Here is an 18508-nt window from a genome sequence, read left to right as displayed (position 1 = left end):
TTCTTTATGCAGGCAGTGAGACCGCCTAAAAAATCAAAGCGCGGCTGATGATGACAGTCCGCGCTTTGTTCTTACTCTCTCGGTTTATCCCACCCTTGGCGAGGTGGAATTCAACCCGGGTCTGCCGAGCCAGCCCCGGACTCGATGGGTTGGCTTACTTGGCGCTGCACTCCTGCACTATGACAGAGCCCACTTCGCCGGACGTCTTGCTCGGGTCGACCTTGACCAGGAAGCTCCACAGACCGTTTGCCAGCGTGATGCTGTTGTTGCCCATGCCGCCATCGCCATGCTGAAGCGGATAGGCCAGCTCGGTCTCCAGCGGGATCAGCTTGCCGCCCGCATCCTTGACGAAGAACTGCTTGCTCCAGCTGCCGTCATCATTGGCAAACTTGAAGTCAAAGCTGCCTGCGTAGTTGAACGCGGCCTGATAGACGGCAAGGTTGCCTTCCATCCCCTTGTAGTTCAACTGATAGGCCGGCTGTGCATTCCAGTCACTCAGGCTGCCGCGCACGAAGATCGGGTAGCCAAGCGGATTACCGGCAACGGTATCCAGCACCTTGCAGCTCTGCACCGGTTCGGTGTAGCTGACGCTCAGGGTCGGCTTGTCCTTGTTCATGGCGGTGAAGACGAACTTGTAGGTACCGGCCTTGGCCAGATCCAGCCCTATGTTGCCAGTCGAACCACCGGCACAGAGGGTCAACGGCGTCCCCACGACCAGCTTGTCACCGGCGTTGCAGCTGCCGTAGTTGAGCGGCCCCCAGTCGGCGTCGGCGATCTTCACTTCCGTCATGCCCAGCTTGTCGGCCGTCACCTCGGTGCTGAACTCGTACATGAAGTTGGTGGTGAAGTGCAGCTGATTGGCCACGCCCCATTCACCGAGGAAGCCTTTCAGATAGACACCGGTGTCACCGAAGGGTGGCAGCGTGCTCAAGTCCGTCTTCTTGCCGACCGGCAGACCCGCGCCCTGGGCACCGGCTTGCGGTTTGACGAAGACGGCGGCAGACCAGGCTCCCAGCGTCAGCTCACCGTTGCCCACGGCGGCACCGCTGGCGATGCTGTCGCTCGAGTGGTGAACGCCGCTCAACACCATGCCGGAAAGATCGATGGGCTGATCGTTGCCGTCACGGAAGTCGCCTGTGCTCTGGGGCGCATTGGTGGCGTTGATCATCACCACCAGGCCGTCGATGGTCGGATCCAGATCCGCACCGGCGCTCGCACCGTCATCCACGCTCATCACGATGAGACCTGGCACCTGGTCCGGCCCCGTGTTGCGGAAGTCGACCCGCTTGATCACCTCGGCACCGCTGCCAAGACGCAGCAAGCGGGAGGATTGACGCAGCTCGGCCAGCTCCTGGTAGAAGCCCACCATGCGCTCCATCTCGGCGGCACCCGGCTTGGTGTGCTTGCCCAGTACCTGCTCGATCAACGGATAGTTGTCACCATCCTTGTCCTTACGCGGCAGGCCCTTGTCGAAGTTGTTGTCGTTCAGGCCGTAGTCGACTCTGTTGTACCAGTCACCCGAGTCGTAGCTGTCCCGCTCCATGGATTTGGAGCGCAGCAGCTCGACGCCGGCGTGGGTGAAGGGAATGCCCTGCCCCAGCATGGCGGTCGCGAGCGATACCCCTTGCATCCGCACTAGATCGGCACCGGCAGGCGCCTTGTAGGCCAGGTTATCGAACAGGGTCTGGTTGTCGTGCTTGTCGACATAGTTCTGCACTTCGGTCGGATCCTGGGCATAGCCCGCGGGTTGACCGTTGTAGTCGATGTCGGAGCCCTTCTTCGGAATGCCGTCCTTGTCGGTCAGCACGAACTCCTTGAGGTTGCCCGCCATGCCGAGGCGCACCAGGTCGGACTGATGCAGGGCGGTGGCGAGATCGACCCCGTTCACCTCGTTGGGATCCACATAGGCGCCGTTGCCGAAGCCCTGGGTCTTGCGGATGGCGTCGCCGCCGTCAAACGGGCTGCCACCACGGACCGCATCCCGCAGCCGGTCGGAGAAGGAGCCGATGCCGGTGCCGCCAAGGTGTTTCTGGATAGCCTGCACGAAGCGCTTGTCATCCTGCACCTCGCCGAAGTTCCAGCCTTCCCCGTAGAAGTACATCTCGGGGTTGACCTTCTTCACCTCGGCCAGGGCCTGCACCATCTGATCTTTCGGATGGTGGCCCATCAGGTCGAAGCGGAAGGCGTCGACCTTGTAGTCCCGTGCCCAGGTCACCAGGGAGTCATCCATCAGCTTGGCGAACATGGCGTGTTCCGGCGCCGTGTTGGAACAGCAGGTGGAGTTCTCGACCGAGCCGGTCTCCGGGTTCAGGCGCTGGTAATACCAGGGCACTATCTTGTCGAGCACCGATTTCGGGCCCAGGCCAGCCTCGTTGGTGTGGTTGTAGACCACGTCCATCACCACGTTCATGCCGATGTCCTGCTTGATGGCCTGCACCATCTCGCGGAACTCCTTGATCCGGGTCGTCCCCTCCGCATTGGTGGCGTAGGAGCCTTCCGGGGTGGTGTAGTGGAAGGGATCATAACCCCAGTTGAAGGAGTCCACCCCGCGCAGATAGCCGTACAGCTCCTGCACTACCGGGTTCTCCTTGCTGTCACTTCCTTGCAGATCCGTCAGCACGGCCTCGATGGTCTCACCACCGCCACAGTGGCTGGCGAACTTGGAGGTCTTGACCTCGGGATTGACCTCGCACAGCTTGCTGAAGTCGTCGCCGATGTTGGCGACCTTGGCCGGGTCTTCGTTGATGGTGGCGATGTCGAACACCGGCAGCAGGTGCAGGTGGCTGACGCCGCTCTTGGCCAACGCCTTGAGGTGAGTCACCGGCACGCTGTCGCTGTCGGTCAGCCCCAGGAACTTGCCGCGATGCTCGACTGGGGTGGATTCGTCGTTGCCGGTCAGATCCCGGACATGGGCCTCATAGATGACGATGTCGGCCGGATTGGCCTGGCTGTGGGGAGCCTTCAGGCTGTCCCAACCCGCCGGTTTCAGGGCCGGATCGTCAAGATCCACCACCTGGCTGAACTCGGAGTTCATGGCCAGGCTCAGGGAGTAGGGGTCGGTGACCTGATAGGATTCCAGCTTGCGACTCAGGGGGTGATAGACCTGAATGTCATAGCGGTAATATTTGCCCACCAGATCGGTACCGCCCTGCAGACTCCAGCTGCCGCTGGCCTCGTCCAGGGTCATGGCGCGCTCACCCAGGGATTTGTGCTGCTCATCGAATAGCGCCAGCTTGACCGACTTGGCGGTCGGCGCCCAGAGCCGGAAGGTGACGTTGCCACCCTCGATGATGGCGCCATAGCTGAGCTTGGTGGCCGCCTCGGCGTAGACAGCGTCGAGGGCACCGGCGCTCTGCACCAGGGTCGCCCCCTGCAGGATACCGCTCTGATCGGTGCCGATGGCCACCAGTTCACCCTTGAGCAGGGGCTTGAGATCTTTGCCAGACGGCAGGGCGAAGGCGGCGGCATCCTTGAGATGCGGATACTTGGCCTGCTGCTCGGCAGTCAGGCTGGTGGGGGTCAGCTTGAGATAGGGGAAGTCGAACACCCCCTCGCTGTTGGCGGTGATGGTGCCGGAGTCCGTGTAGTAGAGGCGCACATGGGGTTTGTCCTTGCCCCCTTGCCAGATCAGGGTGTTGCCATCGATCAGGTGGGCACTGGCCCCTGCCACGCCAAAAGCGGCGGTGAAGGCCTCGGCACGGCTGCCGAAGATCTCGTTCTTGCCCGCGACTATGGCCACTGTGCGATCCGGGTGATCGCTGAAGACGACCTTCATGTCGGAGCCGGTCAGGTTCGCCATATCGCCGTTACGGGCGATAAAGTTGATGCAGCCCTCCATCTTGGAGAGCGGCACCACCCAGCTCGGACCGAAGCTGTCCGCCGCAGACGGCGTCTTGCTCTTGTCATCCCAGTTCGCGTTCAGGCCACTGTCGGCGGTCGAGTTACAGGCATCGTTGTTCCACAGGTGCATGCTGTGGCCGGCGAAGGGGCCGTCGACAGCCCGTGCCGCGCTGGTCTGGGTGTCGACCAGGGCGATCACGGCTTCATTGGGGCCGGCTACCAGCTGTTCGGCCGGGGGTTGCACATTGGGAAGGCGAGCGACGGGCTCATCCTGAGGGGTTGGGGTGGTAGCAGAGGAGCTGTTGTCATTACAGCCAGACAAAAGCGCAAGCAGTGAGGCTGTAACCAGCGCCACTTTGGTCTTTTTCATATCCATTTTTTTATAATTCCCGCTGTAGTTAGTCTCGATAGACGAGTACCCGGCCTTGGCCGAGCGATGTCATATTAATCAGCGGAGATTGTTGTAAATGTGAGCAGGTCGGCAAAAAAAACCAATCTGTTTCAACAAGATAACGTTTTCATAACGAAAGTTGGAGCAAGCTCACAGACTGGGGTCAATATTGTCCCCATACCGGAATCTGTCCCGGTGATGCAGTAAAAATCTATTTCCGATCAAATGGATATCAGGAGATGTCGATGACGCGTATCGATGAACAGGCAAAACGGCTGGACGAGGAGTACCTGGCCATCAGCCAGCTGTTCGATCAATTCTGCCAGCGAGCCGGGGCCCTCGCCGAGCAGTATCACTTCTTCAAATGGCCGGACTACGAGGATACACCGCCACTCTCCCGCGCCTTCACTCTGCTGGGAGAGCCGCGCGAGCTGAGGCTGCGCTGCCAGCCCGGGGAGCGGGGCGCCCTGCACGGCATCATCCAGATAGTGGATGAGGAGGAGCTGCCCCACGCCAGCCTGAGGTTTGGTGCCGATGGTCAGTTGCAACTGGAGTCGGGCCGTCTGTTGGATGATCCCCCCAGGTTGCTGCTCAGGCTGCTGCTGGGCACCGTCTGGCAGCACAAACCCGAGGCGTGAACCCCTCGTCGTTGCCTGAGAGACAGCGCCCTTCGGCTAATACCGCAGTCGGGCGCCGGCCAGCAGGGCGGCCCCCTTGTGGAGCCGCCGCGCCGGCTTGATTCAGGCCTTGGCGATCTCGATGGTCAGGTGCACCAGCTCCTCGTGGATGGCGAGTCGCTCGCGGATCTCGCTGGCAGGCACAGGCTCGGTCATCTGCAGCGACAGCACGCCGGCATATTGCCCCTGCCCGACCCGCCAGACGTGCAAGTCGCGGATCCCGGCGCCGGGCAGCTCGGCGATCACCTCCCGGATCTCCTCCACCACGGGGGCATCCATCTCCGCATCCAGCAGCACCAGCCCGGTGTCGCGCAGCAGACCCTTGGCCCAGACCGCCACCAGCACGGCCCCCACTATGCCCATCAGGGGATCCAGCCAGTCGGCCCCCCACAACATGCCTCCCACCAGCGCGATGATGGCCAGCACCGAGGTCGCCGCATCCGCCAGCACGTGGATATAGGCCGCGCGCAGGTTCAGATCCTGATGGCCGTGCTGCTCCCCATGTGAATGGTGGGCATGGTCATGCCCGTGACCATGGTCGTGACCGTGATGATGGCCCTGATCGTCCTTGAGCAGCCAGGCACAGGCGAGGTTCACCAAGAGGCCAAGCAGGGCGATGCCGATGGCTTGCTGATAGTGAATGGGGCTGGGATCCAGCAACCTGGCTACCGATTCGAACAGCATCAGCCCCGCCACCCCCACCAGCAGCAGGGCGCTGGTGAAGCCGCCAAGCACCTCTATCTTCCAGGTGCCGAAGCTGAACCTGTGGTCACGGGCATAGTGGCGGGCGGCGCGGTAGGCCAGCACCGAGAGGCCGAGGGCCAGGGCGTGGGAGCTCATGTGCCAACCGTCAGCCAGCAGCGCCATGGAGTTGAAAACCCAGCCACCGCCGATCTCCGCCACCATCATGACGAGGGTGAGCAGCACGGCCCAACGGGTCTTCTGTTCGGCCAGCGGATTGCCCTGGTGTACCACGGGCTGCTGGCAATGTGAGGCGACGGACGACATGAATTTCTCCTGAGAGCTGGGATGAAATATACTATACCCCAGTATAGTTTTATCGCGCGAGAGGATCCTGCATGTCACACACGGTACACAACAAGAAGAAGCTGCTGGCCCGCGTCCGCCGCATCAAGGGGCAGACGGGGGCGCTGGAGAGCGCGCTGGAGCAGGGGAGCGACTGCGCCGCCATCTTGCAGCAGATCGCGGCCATTCGCGGCGCCGTCAACGGCCTGATGCTGGAGGTGCTGGAGGGCCACATGCGTGAGCATCTGGGCGCCGCCGAGGCGACCCCGACCGAGCGGCTCGAGGATCTGGATCAGGTGGTGCGGGTGCTGCGCTCCTACCTGAAATAAATACGCCCGACGAGTCGGGCGTAGGGGTCAGTCGAAGTCCGCGTAGGGGGTGAGCGGCTGGGGTGGCATGTCGAGATCCCCCTGCCAGGGCTTGAAGGTATAGCGCAGGAATAGGGTGGCATGGCTGGGCGCATAGTCATCGGCCTGCTGGATATCCACCCGTCCGCCGATGCGCCAGTGCTCGGTCAGCCGATGTTCCACTATGGCATTCAGGGTATAACCGAAGCCACTGCTACTGCTGCCCTTCACCGGAGCATTTCTGTCTGGCAATCCGGCCGGTAGCAGGCCTTCCAGCGGATAGCGGCGGCTGTCGTCGGTGCGGGAGTGGGACCAGGAGCCAGAGCCCCCCAACTCCCAGGACCAATCCGCACTGCGTTGCCGGTAGTTGACCGGCACCGAGAGCGAGAAGTAGCCCTGCGGGCTGTAATAGCCCCCCTGCCCTAGCGTATAGCCACTCAGATCCTTCTGGTAATGCCACAGCATGCTGCTGAGCCCCAGGCTGACACGCCGGTTCGTCTCGTTGACCAGCTTGTAATAAGTGCCCCCCATGAGGCGGGTACGCCAGTTGTCCGGTACGTTCTCGCCCGTCAGCAGGTGTTGCTGGGCGCTGCCCCAGAAGCCGATGGCACCGCCGAGATCGTGGCTGAGATCGAGGCGAACCCCGTTCGCTCTCACCCCGCCCCAGCGGATCCCGGTGCCGGGATCGACGGTGCCCGAGTAGGAGAGCAATGAGCTGCTGACCGGGCGCCGGGAGAGGGTGACACCCCAGCCGAGATCCCCCAGGTCCCCTTCCACAGTCGCGCCGCCGACCCAGTCCACCACCTCGAAGCCGAGCGGCGTGGTGCCGAGATCGAAGGCCCAGGCGCCCCCATGCCAGCCCGCCGCCAGGGTGGTACCCCTGTTCTGCTGATGCTCCTGCCCCGAGCAATCCCGGGCGGCGCAGGTGCCGAACTCTTCTCTATAGGGAGAGGAGGGCAACTTGCCGGCGTCCATGTCCACCAGCTCCAACCGGCCGAAGAAGGTACCGCCGGCCAGGGGAGTGTCGAGTTGCAGCATCTGGGTCAGGGCGCGCAGATCCGATAGCCCCCCCGTGCCGCTGGAGCCCCAGTAGTCGCTGTCGAGGGAGACTGTGGTCTGGCTCTGCCGGTAGTGTCGGTCGAGATCCCCGCGCAGGCCCGAGGCCAGCCACTCCTCCCCCTCTCGGCTGCGAGCCAGCCGGGTCAGCTCACCCCCCTCCAGATCCTCGCGGGGAGCGATTCCCGCGGCCACCAGCCCCTTGCGATCCCGCGACAGGGCGCCTTCAGAATCACCGGTATCGAAACGCTGGCGGGCGGCGTCGCGCCAGAACAGCGCCGTCGACTGGGAAGCGGGTTGCCCCGTGACCAGAGGCTCATAGGCGGTGAAGATGGCCTCCGCCATGCCGCTCTCCCCCAGCGCCTGATAGAGGTTGGCGACCCGGCGGTAGTAATTGAATTCATCGGCCGGCAGCGGGCTGACCGGCCAGGTGGGCAGCCAGTGGCGGGCCTGCGGCTCATCGCCCCTCGCCTGCGCCAGCTCCGCCATGCCGAGCCGTGCCTCGGCCTGTTGCGGCTGGTGGGCCAGCACATCCCGGTAATGGCGCTCGGCCTTTGCCCAGTCGTTACGCGCGACTGCCCACTCGGCCAGGGTCAGGGCTATCTCATCATCCGGCAACAGGGGCTGCAACAACCCCTCGGCCGCCACCTCGTCGCCCCCCTCGTGCAGCGACCTGGCCTTGGCCAGCACCTCGCCGCGGGCGAGACGCCGATCCAGCTCGCCCATGTCCGCAGACCAGCTTCCGGTCGGTACCGCGGCCAGCAGTTCACGCGCCTCGCGGGCTTTATCCTGCCCCGACAGATAGAGCGCGGCGGCGTAGCGCAGGGTCATGTCCTGTGGCCGCGCCGCCAGCTTGCCTCGCAGCAGCCGCTCGCCGCCTTCGGCATCACCGAGGCGGGCCTGGGTAACCGCCACCCGGTAGGCCAGCCAGACGTCGTCCGGCATCAGGGCAAGCGCCTGCTGACGCGGCTCGAGGGCCTGCGGCAGCTTGCCAGCCTGCTCCAGCACATCGGCCTGGGATTGCAGCAGCTCGGCCTTGAGCCGCTTGCCTTCCGCCTGCATGGCCGGATCCCGATACTGCTCCAGCAGGGCCAACGCCCGGGCGGGATCCTGATCCTTGTAGAGTTCAAACAGCCGGGTCAGGGCGCGATCGCGGGCCCCCGGCAGGGTGAGGGCCTTGCGATAGGCTCGCTCGGCCTCGGCGCTGTCGTGGCGCGCCAGTTCGGCGTCCCCCAGGCCGAGCCAGGCCTCGGGCTCCTTGCCATCCTGCTTGATGGCCTGGCGGTAGAGGCCAACCGTCTTCTCCCACTGCTGCTGTTTTGCCGCCTGCTCTGCCTGGCTGATGAGCAGCCAGTAGCGGTTGGTGGCCAGCAGGCTGGTCCACTTATCCTTGTCAGTCACCTTGGGGTGGCGCAGTACCCGCTCGAACTGGGCGATGGCCAGCGCGCGCTGGTTGCTGCGGGAATAGGCCTGACCGAGCGCCCCGACCAGCTCAGGGTCATCGGGATTGGCGGCCAGCGCCCGCTGCAACTCGGCGACGGACGCCGTGCCCTTGTCCTGATGCTGCAGCGCCTGCTGGCGTGCGCGATAGGCGGGAGAGGCCCACTTCGCCTCCTGATCGGCGAGCAGCGCCATTCCCTGCTTCGCCTCTGTCCCAGTGCCGAAGGCGCCTATGTACAGCTGCAACTCGGCCATGCTCTTGGGACCGACCGGCATGTCCTTGATATTCGCCAGCCAGATCTCGGCGGCTTCCCCCCGGTTATATTCGCTCAGGGCCATCTGTTGCAGCAGCGCCCTGGCCTCCTGCCAGCGTCCATCGGCCAGATAGTTACGCGCCAGTCCGGCCCGCACCCTGGGTTGGCCGGGGTACTGGCGATTGAGCGCCTCCAGCGCCGCCATGCCCTTGGCTCTCTGCCCAGAGATGCGCACCTGCAGCAAGGCATACTCGATCGCCATCTCCAGATTCGGCGCCAGCTCATCCACGAACAGCGAGCGGTAGAGCCGCTCTCCCTCTTCCAGCCGCCCGGCGTTGACCAGCAACCTGGCCTGTTGCAACTGCTGGCGCTGGGCCGAGTCGTTGACCGCCAGGTTCGCCATCCCCAGGCGATAGAGCCGCGAGTCCGGCGCCATCTTGCCGAGCCTGTCGAGCAGGGCCTTGGCCTCCTTGACCTTGCCCTGACGCAGCGCCTGCCGCGCCTGGGCCGCCAGCAGTTCGGGATGATTGGGTTCCACCAGAGAGAGGGAGTAGAGGGAGTTGCTGACCAGATCCTCCCGCCCGGTGGCTTCGCCGATGCGCACCCGCTCCAGCAAGGAGGAGACGGGATCCACCGTCGCCTGTGCCAGGTTGCCGCCCACCAGCGCGGCGAGCAGGCAACCCAGGGTCAATCGGCTTCGCATGACTCGCTCCAACCTGGCTGCAGAGTGCCGTCCGCGGCGAAGCGATAGCGGCCCTGATCCCAGCCCGCACCGAACAGGGTCAGCACGCTACCGTAATAGGCATCGGCATCCTGACCATGCTGTTTCACCTGCTCCCGCAGGGTGGCCTGCGTCGGCTGGCCCTGGGTCAAGGGCAGCAGGGCGGCGGCAAAGCCGACCGGCCCACGGCCCTCGGTCTGGCCCGTCTGGCTGTCGGCCCGCTCGGGAACGGCGCCCTGCTCGGCAATTTTCGCCAGCATGGGGGCAAAGTGCGCCACCAGAGCGGCCTTGGCGGGATCCTCGTCGCTCAGCATGCCGAGCCAGAGATAGACACGGATGGCGTCATAGCTACCCATGGGGCCCTTGCTGGCCGTCACCTGCCAGCCCTTGTCTCCTTGCCAGTCCACCCAGTCCGGGGCGAAGCCGTGCGGCGCACTGCCCTTCAACAAGCCGGGCAGCAATGCCCGCATCTCGCGCCAGGGGCCCTGCTGCTGCGCGAAGCGCGCCAGCAGTTGCGGGGGCAGGTAGCTGGGATTCAGGGTCCAGCGTCCCTCCCCGGTAAAGCCGTGCACGCCGGGCAACATCACGGGGCCCAGGCCCGGCAGCGTCGCCACCTCTTCCCGGGCGATGCGCTTGAGCAACATGGTACCGATGGAGACATAGCTGTGGTTGTCCCACAGCCTGCCTGCCTCGAGCAGGCTGTAGGCTATCCAGAGATCCGAGTCGGAGGCGCTGTTCTCATCGAGCAGGCCCCAACTGCCATCCTCCTTCTCACCCCACAGCCAGGCAGGCAGAAAACCGGTCAGATCACCGCGGGCGAGCTGTTGCTCGGTCCAGCCAAGCAGCTTCGCAAAGGTCTCCTTGTCGTTATTGACCAGGGCGAAGAAGAGGCCGTAACTCTGCCCCTCCGAGGTGGTGATGCGCCGACCGTCAGCGGGGTCTATGACCCGCCCCTCCTCGCTGATGTAGTGCTGGCGAAAATGCTGCCACTCGGGCCAGTCACAGGCCGCGAGGGCGGGCAAGGCACTCAGGGCCCACAACAGCAGGGCACCACACATTCTGTTCATCTGGTTCATCCCTTAATCTTCCTTCAGACGGCGGCGACTGGCACTGGCCAGCAACACCCGCAGACCCCAGCCCAGCACCAGCATGCAGAGCAGCGTCAAGCCGGCGAGGCGCAGCGGATAGTTGGCAAACAGCTGCCAGACCCGCTCCCACCACGGCAAATAACCCACCTCGTAGCGCTCGCCCACCGCCAGACTCTTCACCCCCGACTCGCGGATGATGGCCACGGAACCGGCGACCTGACCACGCAGGGAGGCATTTTGCAGGGTGTCGTTGAGCAAGGTGACGCCGGCCGGGCCATCGGCCAGCAGGGCCACCAGGCTGCGCTGATCATGGGTCGGTGACTGCAGTCCCAGAATGGCGGCGATGGCCTGATTCCCGCTCATGCCGACCCTCGCCTGTGGCTCCCGATCGGCAAGGGTACTTAGCAGATCGTCCCGATATTCACGATGTGGCTGGTTTACCCAGCTGCTGGTGGAGGCCAGCAGCGCATCGGGTTCGGCATCCTGCTGGAACTCCTTGGGCAGGGAGCCAATGAGCAGGGTATCGAGATCCTCCCCTCGCGCCTGCTCCCAGTCGTTGACGATCCGCAGTGACAGCGCGGGATAACCTGTCTCGGCACCGATGGCCCCCACCGCGTTGAGCAAGGTGGTGAGCTGAGCCGGATGGGGCTTGGCAGGCATAACCACCTGGGTGTCGGCGAGATCGGCCATGCGGCTGAACGGGAAGCCCGCGTTGGCGAAGGCCTTGAGATCCGGCATCTCGATGAAGTGGCGATAACCGGTGAAATCGATGGTAGAGCTGTCGTCGATGCGCACCTGATGGGCCGGCGGCAACACCAGATCGCAGCGACCATTGGCGTTGCCCCCCATCGACTCCTGGGCATATTCAAACGAGAAGCTCAGGTTGTTGACCTGGGTGGTCTTGAGCCCCGGCATGCGCAGGGCCCTCGCCTGATCATCTCCGGCAAACCAGAGCGGCAGCGTGAGCAACTGCTCACTCTTGAACTCGCCGGGCTCCAGGGGGAAGGACTTCATGAACTGGCCGTTGACCGCCACATCCAGGCGGGAGCCGTCCCGCATGATGGGAGCCGTGTGGTGATACTTGAGGTCTGCCTTGATCCCGTTTGCCCCCAGCAGATAGAGATCCGGCGGCAGCCGCAGGGTCATGCTCAGGGGCCAGAGTCGACGGCCCGTGGCCTGCAGCTGGCCCTGATAGTCGGTCAGCTCGTCGAAGCGCATCTTGCGATCGAGCCGCACCCAGTTCGGCGCGTCGTAAGGCTGGCGAGGTGAGAGGGGTTTGACCTCGTCCACCCGCACGCTCTGGCCGCGCAGCAGCACATCCCCCTGCGCCAGCCCCTTGGCGGCCATCAGCAGATCCTGCTGATCCCGACCCAGGATCAGCAGCAGCTTCACGTAAGGGTTGTCGGGGGAGCTTACCATGTCGATGGTCGGCCCCTTCACCTTGGGATAATCCGCCAGGAAGGCGGGTCTCTGTTCATTGGTGGCGAAGACGACGGCGTTGCGCTCCGGCAGTTGATCGATGAGTACCGGGAACTGCTGGCCGCGCCACTGCGCCTTGGCGCCGAACCAGGAGGCCAGCACAGCCGCCGCCTGCTGCTGCTCGAGGGGCACTTCGCCACTGAACACCATGGGCAGGGTCAGCTTCTTGTTGTCCCGCACGTCGAGGAAGGGCATGGGGAAGAAGGAGAGCTCGTTGCGTACCGGCAGGGTCTGCAGTTGCAGGCTCAGCTTGCTGTCCCGGTTGACGTTGAGCCAGAGGGTATCGCTCGACGGGTTCTCGCACACGTTCTGGTAGTGACCGACGAAGCTGACCTTGAGCCGGTTGAAATCCTTGGCATAGCGAGGATCCAGATCGATGCGGACATGGTTGCGCTCCCCCATCTGCTCCTTGGTGAGGGCGGTGACCCCCATCAGCTCATCGTTGAGATAGACCTTGATCTGGGAGATGAGCGGCAGCAGGGAGGGCGACGGGGTGAAGTCGAGATCCAGGCTGGCCTTGGTGACCACCTCGTCTCGCCGCACGGTGAAGTCCGCCTGCCCATCCGGCGCATTGCCGCGCAGGGAGAGGGTACCCGGGGCCGAGGACATCTGCTCGAAGCTCTGGTCCTGGCTGCGCACCGGGGCTGGTACGGGCGGCAAGGGCCCGGTCGCCTCGGCGGCCACCGCACTCTGCGCCATCAGCAGGAGAGGAATAAGGTAGCGTTGTGGTTTCATCAGCCTTCCACTGTCTGGGGGGTCGGAGCCTGGGACCGGAAATCCGGCGAGACGCGACGAGGAACGAAGGAGAGCAGCCAGCGAGCCAGCTTCTCAAGCAGGATACAAATCGGTGCGAGCGGGGAGCTGCGGGCCAGGCGCCAGTAAGCGCCCCAGCCGAGCAGGGTGATATCGAGCAGGCTGTGCAGCGGCCTGTCCTTGCCTAGCCGCTGCTGCCACAGTGACCAGGTGTCGGCCCGGGCGAAGGTGCACTGGATGAAGTCGATGTTCTGTTGCTGCGCCATGGGTTCGAGCTCCAGCCCCAGCTTGCGACCGAACACCCGCTGCACCTTGGCGGCAAAGGCCTGCTCCCGCTGGCCACTGCGCAGCAGCAGCCAGACCCGCTCCTTGTCGGCCAGGGGCAAGGGGCTCTCCAGCAGCACCCCTACCCCGCCGTTGGAGTAATCCTTCACGGTGCAGGGATAGAGGTGGCCGTTGGCCAGCTTGATAGCCGCCGGCATCACCATCTCCACCCTGGGGTTGGAGCGCACCTGGCGCGACTCGAAGGCCACCGCCAGGGCGCCGCCCAAGATGGTCAGGTTATAGAGGGTCCAGATCATGCTGAGGATCAGGGTCAGGATCTCGTCGGCAGGGCCGGTCAGGATGCGCCAGACGCCAAAGCCCAGCCCGCACAGGCTGAGCAGGATCAGGATGAGATAGGGGCGGGAGACCGACAGGTCCAAATACACCTCCTCCGTCATGCCCCCCTTGGCGGTCACGTTGAACTTGCCCTTGTGGGGGGCAAACAGCGCCACCGTCGTCGGGCGGGCGATATACCAGGCCAGCACCGTCTCGTACACCTCGCCCCAGAAGGAGTGGCGCACCTTGCCCTGCAAGCGGGAGTTGGTCAGGGCGCTGTGGAAGATGTGCGGCAGCATGTAGAGCGCGATGGCCGCCGCCGGCGCATAGATGATGTAGGCGTGCAGGATCAGGAAGGCCAGCGGCGCGGTCAGGAAGATGATCCTGGGGATGCCCGACAGGAAGTGCAGCATGGCGTTGAAGTAGCAGAGCCGCTGGCCGAAGTTGAGCCCCTTGCCGAACAGGGGGTTGTCCAGGCGCAGGATCTGCACCATGCCGCGGGCCCAGCGAATGCGCTGGCCTATGTGGGCGGACAGGCTCTCGGTAGCCAGCCCCGCCGCCAGCGGGATCCGGATATAGGCCGAGGTGTAGCCGAGCCGGTGCAATCGCAGCGAGGTGTGGGCGTCCTCGGTGACCGTCTCTACGGCTATGCCGCCGATCTCGTCCAGGGCCGAGCGCTTGATGACGGCGCAGGAGCCGCAGAAGAAGCTGGCATCCCACATGTCGTTGCCATCCTGCACCAGACCGTAGAACAGGGCCCCTTCGTTCGGCATCTTGCGAAAACGCTGCAGGTTGTGTTCGAACGGATCGGCCGAGAAGAAGTGGTGAGGGGTCTGTACCACCCCCAGCTTGGGATCCCGGTAGAACCAGCCCACCGTCATCTGCAGGAAGGAGCGGGTCGGCAGGTGGTCGCAATCGAAGATGGCCACCAGCTCCCCGCTCGCCTGCTTGAGGGCATTGTTGATGTTGCCCGCCTTGGCGTGCTCGTGGGTCTCCCGCGCCACATAGCGGATCCCGACCCCTTCGGCAAAGTCGCGAAACGCCTCGCGGCCCCCGTCATCGAGCAGCCAGATGGTCAGCTTGTCCTTGGGCCAGTCCAGGCCCATGGCCGCGTAGACGGTGCCCTTGACGATGGCGAGATCCTCGTTGTAGGTGGGGATCATCAGATCCACCGTCGGCCACTGGCCCGGATCCGCCGGCAAGGGGGCCGGGGGTCGATTGAGGGGCCAGGCCGTCTGCCAGTAACCGAGCAGCAGCACCACCCAGGCATAGGTCTCGGCAAACAGCAGCAACAGGCCGCAGGTGAGGCTGACCGGGTCGAACCAGTCCAGGGTCGAGGTGTAACGCCACCAGATGTAGCGGCAGGAGACGGTGAGGGAGAGCACCATCATCATCAGCATGGGGTAGCGCCCCGGCACGGCGCGCAGGATGAAGGCCATGACCACCAGCATGATGACGAACACCAGCTGGGCCTGCAGGGTAAACGGCTGGGTGATGCAGAGCAGGGAGAGACTGCCTGCCACCACGCACAGCAGCACGCTCTTCCAGCGCGCCTCCTGCGGTGTCGCTTTGGCGGCGGCCAGCCCTTTCTCCTCCTGGCGCAGCAACAGGGTGCTGAGCCCCTGGGTGCCCCGCTGCCAGGCCCGCTGCCAGGAGGCCGGCCAGCGCAGGGGGATGGGCTCTGGCCGACGCACTATAAGCCAGAGGCTCTGCAGCAGGATGCGCAGGGGATCCCCGGCCCTGGGTTTGGCCACCTGGGGATAGAGGCCCTTGGCATGGCTCAGTATCCATTGCCAGCCATGGTGTTCCAGCGGGAACAGGGTCCAGGCCAGCAGCCAGAGCAGGGTCAGGCTGGCAGCGCCCGCCCGGGACGCCCCCCGCTGGCGCAGGCTCTGGTAGCGCTCCGCGCACCAGCGTCCCGCCGTCGGCGTCACCAGAGCGGCCAGCATCAGGCGTCAGCCTTTCGCATCAGGCACCAGCGTGCCAGGGCGGTGAGTTCATGGGCAATCAGGCTGGTGGGGGCGTAGCGACCCACGGGTTGTTTGGCTGCCATGGCCTCGGCCATGGCTTCGTCACGGTGCAGCCGCTGGGTGAGCTGAGGAAGTCCTGCCACAGACCAGAGATCCAGCAGATCCTGCTGCAAGGCACGACTGCTGGTGAACTGGGTCACCAGCAGTCGCTCGTCGGTCACCCAGGCTCGGTGGTAGAGCCGCACATGACAGTTGGCATCGGCGTTGACCACGGTCAGCCTCCGGCAGGGAAGCTCAAGAACCGCCTTCACGGGCAAGTCCAGCAGCAACAGATCGTAACCGTCGATGGCCTGTAGCCAGTCAAGGGAAGCACCGTTCGATTGGCCGCCATTCGGTTGGCCACCATAGGGCAACAGATCGAGCCCGCTCTCATAAGGGTGCAGGGCCGAGCGCCACTCTCGCGCCGGATCGCTCAGTTGGCTCCAACCAGCCGCCTCGTCGTGAGGCTGCCCCAGATGAATGCCGAGCAGGTTGTCCGGGCAGAGATCCACCGCCAGCACCCGCGCCCCCTGCTCCCGCGCGGCCCAGGCCAGCCCGGCGACGAGAGAGGTGGTGCCCACCCCACCGCGGATCCCTTGCAGCGCCACTGTGTTCATCCGCGGCTCCGGTTCATGTCCAGCTCCGCCAGCAACGGAAAGCGCGCACGCAGGGCGGCCAGATGTTCATTGAGGGCTATGTCCTGATAGGGCAGCTGGACATCGAATGTCTGCTGCACCATGGCCACATCGCTCACCACCTCCCCCTCGACCGGCACGCCGAAGGGGGTCAGCGGCATCTGTTGCTTGTCCGTTTTCATCCCGATCTCCTGCGTCACTGGGGATAGGGGACCCAGTCCCCCTGCCCCAGCTTGATGTGATACTTGTTCTGATACTCGAGCACGACCGAGCCCTGATTTTCCGCCACGGACGGGGTCTCCGGCAGGTTGTCCAGCAGCGCGTTCCAGTCGATGCTGTCGCTGTCGAACAGATTGCCGCCCACCAGCCTGGAGGTCAGCTCGGAGATGGCCAGGAAGCTGCTGGGGCTGTCGATGTTGCGGGTCGCCTCATGGGCCACCTTGGTGCCGATCAGCGCGACGCCGACCGGCACCTGGGTGATGCTGGGGCTCGGGATGTCCCGCAGGCCGGCCATCTGCATCTTGTCCCCGGCGATCGCGCCGCCGTGCTCCGGCACCACCACCACGGCCACCTTGCGGCCGGATTTCTCCAGCGCGGTCAGGAAGCTGTCCAGCTGATCCAGCAGGGTCTGCAGCTGCGCCTTGTAGGGCGCTATCTGGCGATTGGCCGCATAACGGTTGCCGTCGTGCAGGGCGATCAGGTTGAAGAAGGTGACGTTGCGCGCCGCCTTGCTCTTCTCCCGCTCGCTCAGCCAGTGGCCGAGCACGTCCGAGGTCCGGTAGATGGGCTCCCCATCGAAGGAGGCGAGATCATGGACCATCCCCTCCTTGCTCATGAGGGGCGTGTGCAGACCGGCGTACTGCTGCAGATCCTTGAGGTAGTTGCCGAAGGCACCGGAGTGATCCATGGCCACCTGCTGCTCGAAGCCGAGCTGGGCCAGGTTGTCGAACAGCAGGCACTGGCTCGGGGCCGTCACATAGAGCCCGGCGTGGCTGGGCTGTCCGCAACTGGCTCGCAGCAGGCGGATGGAGGCCGGGCCGCTGTAGGAGGTCGCCGAGTTGAAATGCTTGAACATGATGTCGAAGTGGCGCCAGACCGGGTGCTCCGTCAGGCCGCTCGCCTGCACGTCGCTCCAGGCGAGGGAGCAGATGTTGATGATCAGCACGTCGAAGGGTGCCGCCTGGACGGGCAGCTTGCTCGGGAATTGCACCAGACGATCCCGCTCCTCCCCGTAGAAATCGTCGAGGTAGGCGTTGAGGTTCTCATTGGTGGGCGGCGCACTCTGATCCAGCTGCTCCGTCATCGAAGTCTTCTTCTCCGGTTCTTCGGACGTCGATGAGCCGGCCTTGCTCGTGCTGACCGTCGCCACTTCCCCCGTGGAGGCAAACGGATTGCCCACCAGCGGCGAGAGCCACAGCCAGAGCAGGGTGAGCAGGATCCAGGGGGTGAAACGCAGCCACTGGGCCAGGAACAGATAGAGGGTCAGCATGACGAAACCGGCGCCGACCATCTCCCAGTTGATGAAGCGGCCGAGCAGCTCCAGCCAGTAATCCAGAGTGAAGGAGAAGACCTGGCTACCCTGGGCCCGGATGCTCTCTATGCCGGGCAGCCAGGTGTCGTGATAGAAGATCCCGGCCCCCACCGGCAAGGCCAGCCAGTGGCGCAACCGCCGCACACGAGCCCAGGGCAAGGGGAAGATCAGAGCCGCCGCGAAGACCAGGTTGATCAGGGGATGGAAGTTCAAATAGCCCGCCCACAGCAGGGCCAGCTTGGCGAGGAAATAGATATTCCAGCCGCCCAGACCTTGCCAGTCCAGCCAGGGGGAAGAGGAGCGAGAGACGTATCGAGTCATCGGCGATGGGTCACCTGTTATCATCGGCCCCCATGGAGGGTCCGAGCACACTGCAATTTATTATGAAAAATAAAACTTAGTTTATTATGCAACTAGTTGCTTCACCCAAGTGAGCCTCAGGATCAGATCGGAGCTGGCAGGGTGGCCGCCACAAGAAGCTCCATATGCAACCAAATACTATCCAAGTGACGCCATAAAGCCCATCCCCACGCCGCCCAATAAACATTTATTTTTTATATACAAGTGTGACGGAGCTCGCTGTTCGTGGGTTTCGAGGCGGTCTCTCTACGACAGCAACTGTCATTCAAGCCTCCATTCGAACAGCTTGAGGCAAGGTCTG

At 64.2% G+C, this 18508-nt stretch carries 11 protein-coding genes; 2 read left to right on the top strand and 9 right to left on the bottom strand.

Annotation, left to right across the window (positions count from 1 at the left end):
• Positions 1-154: 154 nt before the first annotated feature.
• Positions 155-4216 carry a pullulanase-type alpha-1,6-glucosidase gene (gene pulA, locus BN1124_RS03095; protein WP_042639090.1) on the bottom strand — a complete coding sequence of 1354 codons (4062 nt, stop codon included), beginning with the start codon at positions 4214-4216 and terminating at the stop codon, positions 155-157.
• 260 nt (positions 4217-4476) lie between these two features.
• Between pulA and BN1124_RS03090 the strand changes: the two genes are divergently transcribed.
• Positions 4477-4869 (top strand): hypothetical protein, encoded by a 393-nt coding sequence (locus BN1124_RS03090; protein ID WP_042639088.1) that lies wholly within the window; start codon positions 4477-4479, stop codon positions 4867-4869.
• A 102-nt stretch (positions 4870-4971) separates the two neighbouring features.
• On the opposite strand, the gene dmeF is transcribed toward BN1124_RS03090, so the two are convergent.
• Complete coding sequence (dmeF, locus tag BN1124_RS03085; protein ID WP_042639086.1) at positions 4972-5916, bottom strand: CDF family Co(II)/Ni(II) efflux transporter DmeF; 945 nt, start codon at positions 5914-5916, stop codon at positions 4972-4974.
• Between the two features lie 71 nt (positions 5917-5987).
• Here dmeF and BN1124_RS03080 point away from each other — a divergent pair, with 71 nt between their 5' ends.
• The gene (locus tag BN1124_RS03080; protein ID WP_033130683.1) at positions 5988-6263 is read left to right on the top strand and encodes a metal/formaldehyde-sensitive transcriptional repressor; all 276 of its coding nucleotides are present in this window, start codon (positions 5988-5990) and stop codon (positions 6261-6263) included.
• Positions 6264-6290: 27 nt separating this feature from the next.
• On the opposite strand, the gene bcsC is transcribed toward BN1124_RS03080, so the two are convergent.
• The 7 genes from bcsC to bcsG are packed head-to-tail and all read right to left on the bottom strand — an operon-like array spanning position 6291 to position 18168.
• Positions 6291-9734 (bottom strand): cellulose synthase complex outer membrane protein BcsC, encoded by a 3444-nt coding sequence (gene bcsC / locus BN1124_RS03075; RefSeq protein WP_048822924.1) that lies wholly within the window; start codon positions 9732-9734, stop codon positions 6291-6293.
• A complete protein-coding gene (bcsZ, locus tag BN1124_RS03070; protein WP_156128024.1) occupies positions 9719-10819 on the bottom strand; it encodes a cellulose synthase complex periplasmic endoglucanase BcsZ in 1101 nt (366 codons plus the stop codon). Before bcsZ ends, bcsC begins: the two co-directional genes overlap by 16 nt.
• 12 nt (positions 10820-10831) lie before the next feature.
• Entirely contained in the window at positions 10832-13054 is a 2223-nt protein-coding gene (bcsB, locus tag BN1124_RS03065) for a cellulose biosynthesis cyclic di-GMP-binding regulatory protein BcsB (protein ID WP_042639082.1), read from the bottom strand.
• Positions 13054-15621 (bottom strand): UDP-forming cellulose synthase catalytic subunit, encoded by a 2568-nt coding sequence (bcsA, locus tag BN1124_RS03060; RefSeq protein ID WP_042639079.1) that lies wholly within the window; start codon positions 15619-15621, stop codon positions 13054-13056. Before bcsA ends, bcsB begins: the two co-directional genes overlap by 1 nt.
• Positions 15621-16298 carry a cellulose biosynthesis protein BcsQ gene (gene bcsQ / locus BN1124_RS03055; RefSeq protein ID WP_042639077.1) on the bottom strand — a complete coding sequence of 226 codons (678 nt, stop codon included), beginning with the start codon at positions 16296-16298 and terminating at the stop codon, positions 15621-15623. Before bcsQ ends, bcsA begins: the two co-directional genes overlap by 1 nt.
• The gene (gene bcsR, locus BN1124_RS03050) at positions 16295-16498 is read right to left on the bottom strand and encodes a cellulose biosynthesis protein BcsR (RefSeq protein ID WP_042639075.1); all 204 of its coding nucleotides are present in this window, start codon (positions 16496-16498) and stop codon (positions 16295-16297) included. The genes bcsQ and bcsR overlap by 4 nt, the downstream gene beginning before the upstream one ends.
• Positions 16499-16512: 14 nt before the next feature.
• Complete coding sequence (bcsG, locus tag BN1124_RS03045) at positions 16513-18168, bottom strand: cellulose biosynthesis protein BcsG (RefSeq protein WP_042639074.1); 1656 nt, start codon at positions 18166-18168, stop codon at positions 16513-16515.
• Positions 18169-18508 lie beyond the last annotated feature (340 nt).

Source organism: Aeromonas eucrenophila (assembly GCF_000819865.1).
Taxonomy (GTDB): domain Bacteria; phylum Pseudomonadota; class Gammaproteobacteria; order Enterobacterales; family Aeromonadaceae; genus Aeromonas; species Aeromonas eucrenophila.
This window is presented reverse-complemented; position numbering and strand designations above follow the sequence as displayed.

Coding starts and splice junctions, on each gene's coding strand:
- BN1124_RS03090 (WP_042639088.1), top strand. CDS start 4,477: ATGACGCGTATCGATGAACAGGCAAAACGGCTGGACGAGGAGTACCTG.
- bcsG (WP_042639074.1), bottom strand. CDS start 18,168: ATGACTCGATACGTCTCTCGCTCCTCTTCCCCCTGGCTGGACTGGCAA.
- bcsZ (WP_156128024.1), bottom strand. CDS start 10,819: ATGAACAGAATGTGTGGTGCCCTGCTGTTGTGGGCCCTGAGTGCCTTG.
- bcsB (WP_042639082.1), bottom strand. CDS start 13,054: ATGAAACCACAACGCTACCTTATTCCTCTCCTGCTGATGGCGCAGAGT.
- bcsR (WP_042639075.1), bottom strand. CDS start 16,498: ATGAAAACGGACAAGCAACAGATGCCGCTGACCCCCTTCGGCGTGCCG.
- bcsQ (WP_042639077.1), bottom strand. CDS start 16,298: ATGAACACAGTGGCGCTGCAAGGGATCCGCGGTGGGGTGGGCACCACC.
- BN1124_RS03080 (WP_033130683.1), top strand. CDS start 5,988: ATGTCACACACGGTACACAACAAGAAGAAGCTGCTGGCCCGCGTCCGC.
- pulA (WP_042639090.1), bottom strand. CDS start 4,216: ATGGATATGAAAAAGACCAAAGTGGCGCTGGTTACAGCCTCACTGCTT.
- bcsA (WP_042639079.1), bottom strand. CDS start 15,621: ATGCTGGCCGCTCTGGTGACGCCGACGGCGGGACGCTGGTGCGCGGAG.
- dmeF (WP_042639086.1), bottom strand. CDS start 5,916: ATGTCGTCCGTCGCCTCACATTGCCAGCAGCCCGTGGTACACCAGGGC.
- bcsC (WP_048822924.1), bottom strand. CDS start 9,734: ATGCGAAGCCGATTGACCCTGGGTTGCCTGCTCGCCGCGCTGGTGGGC.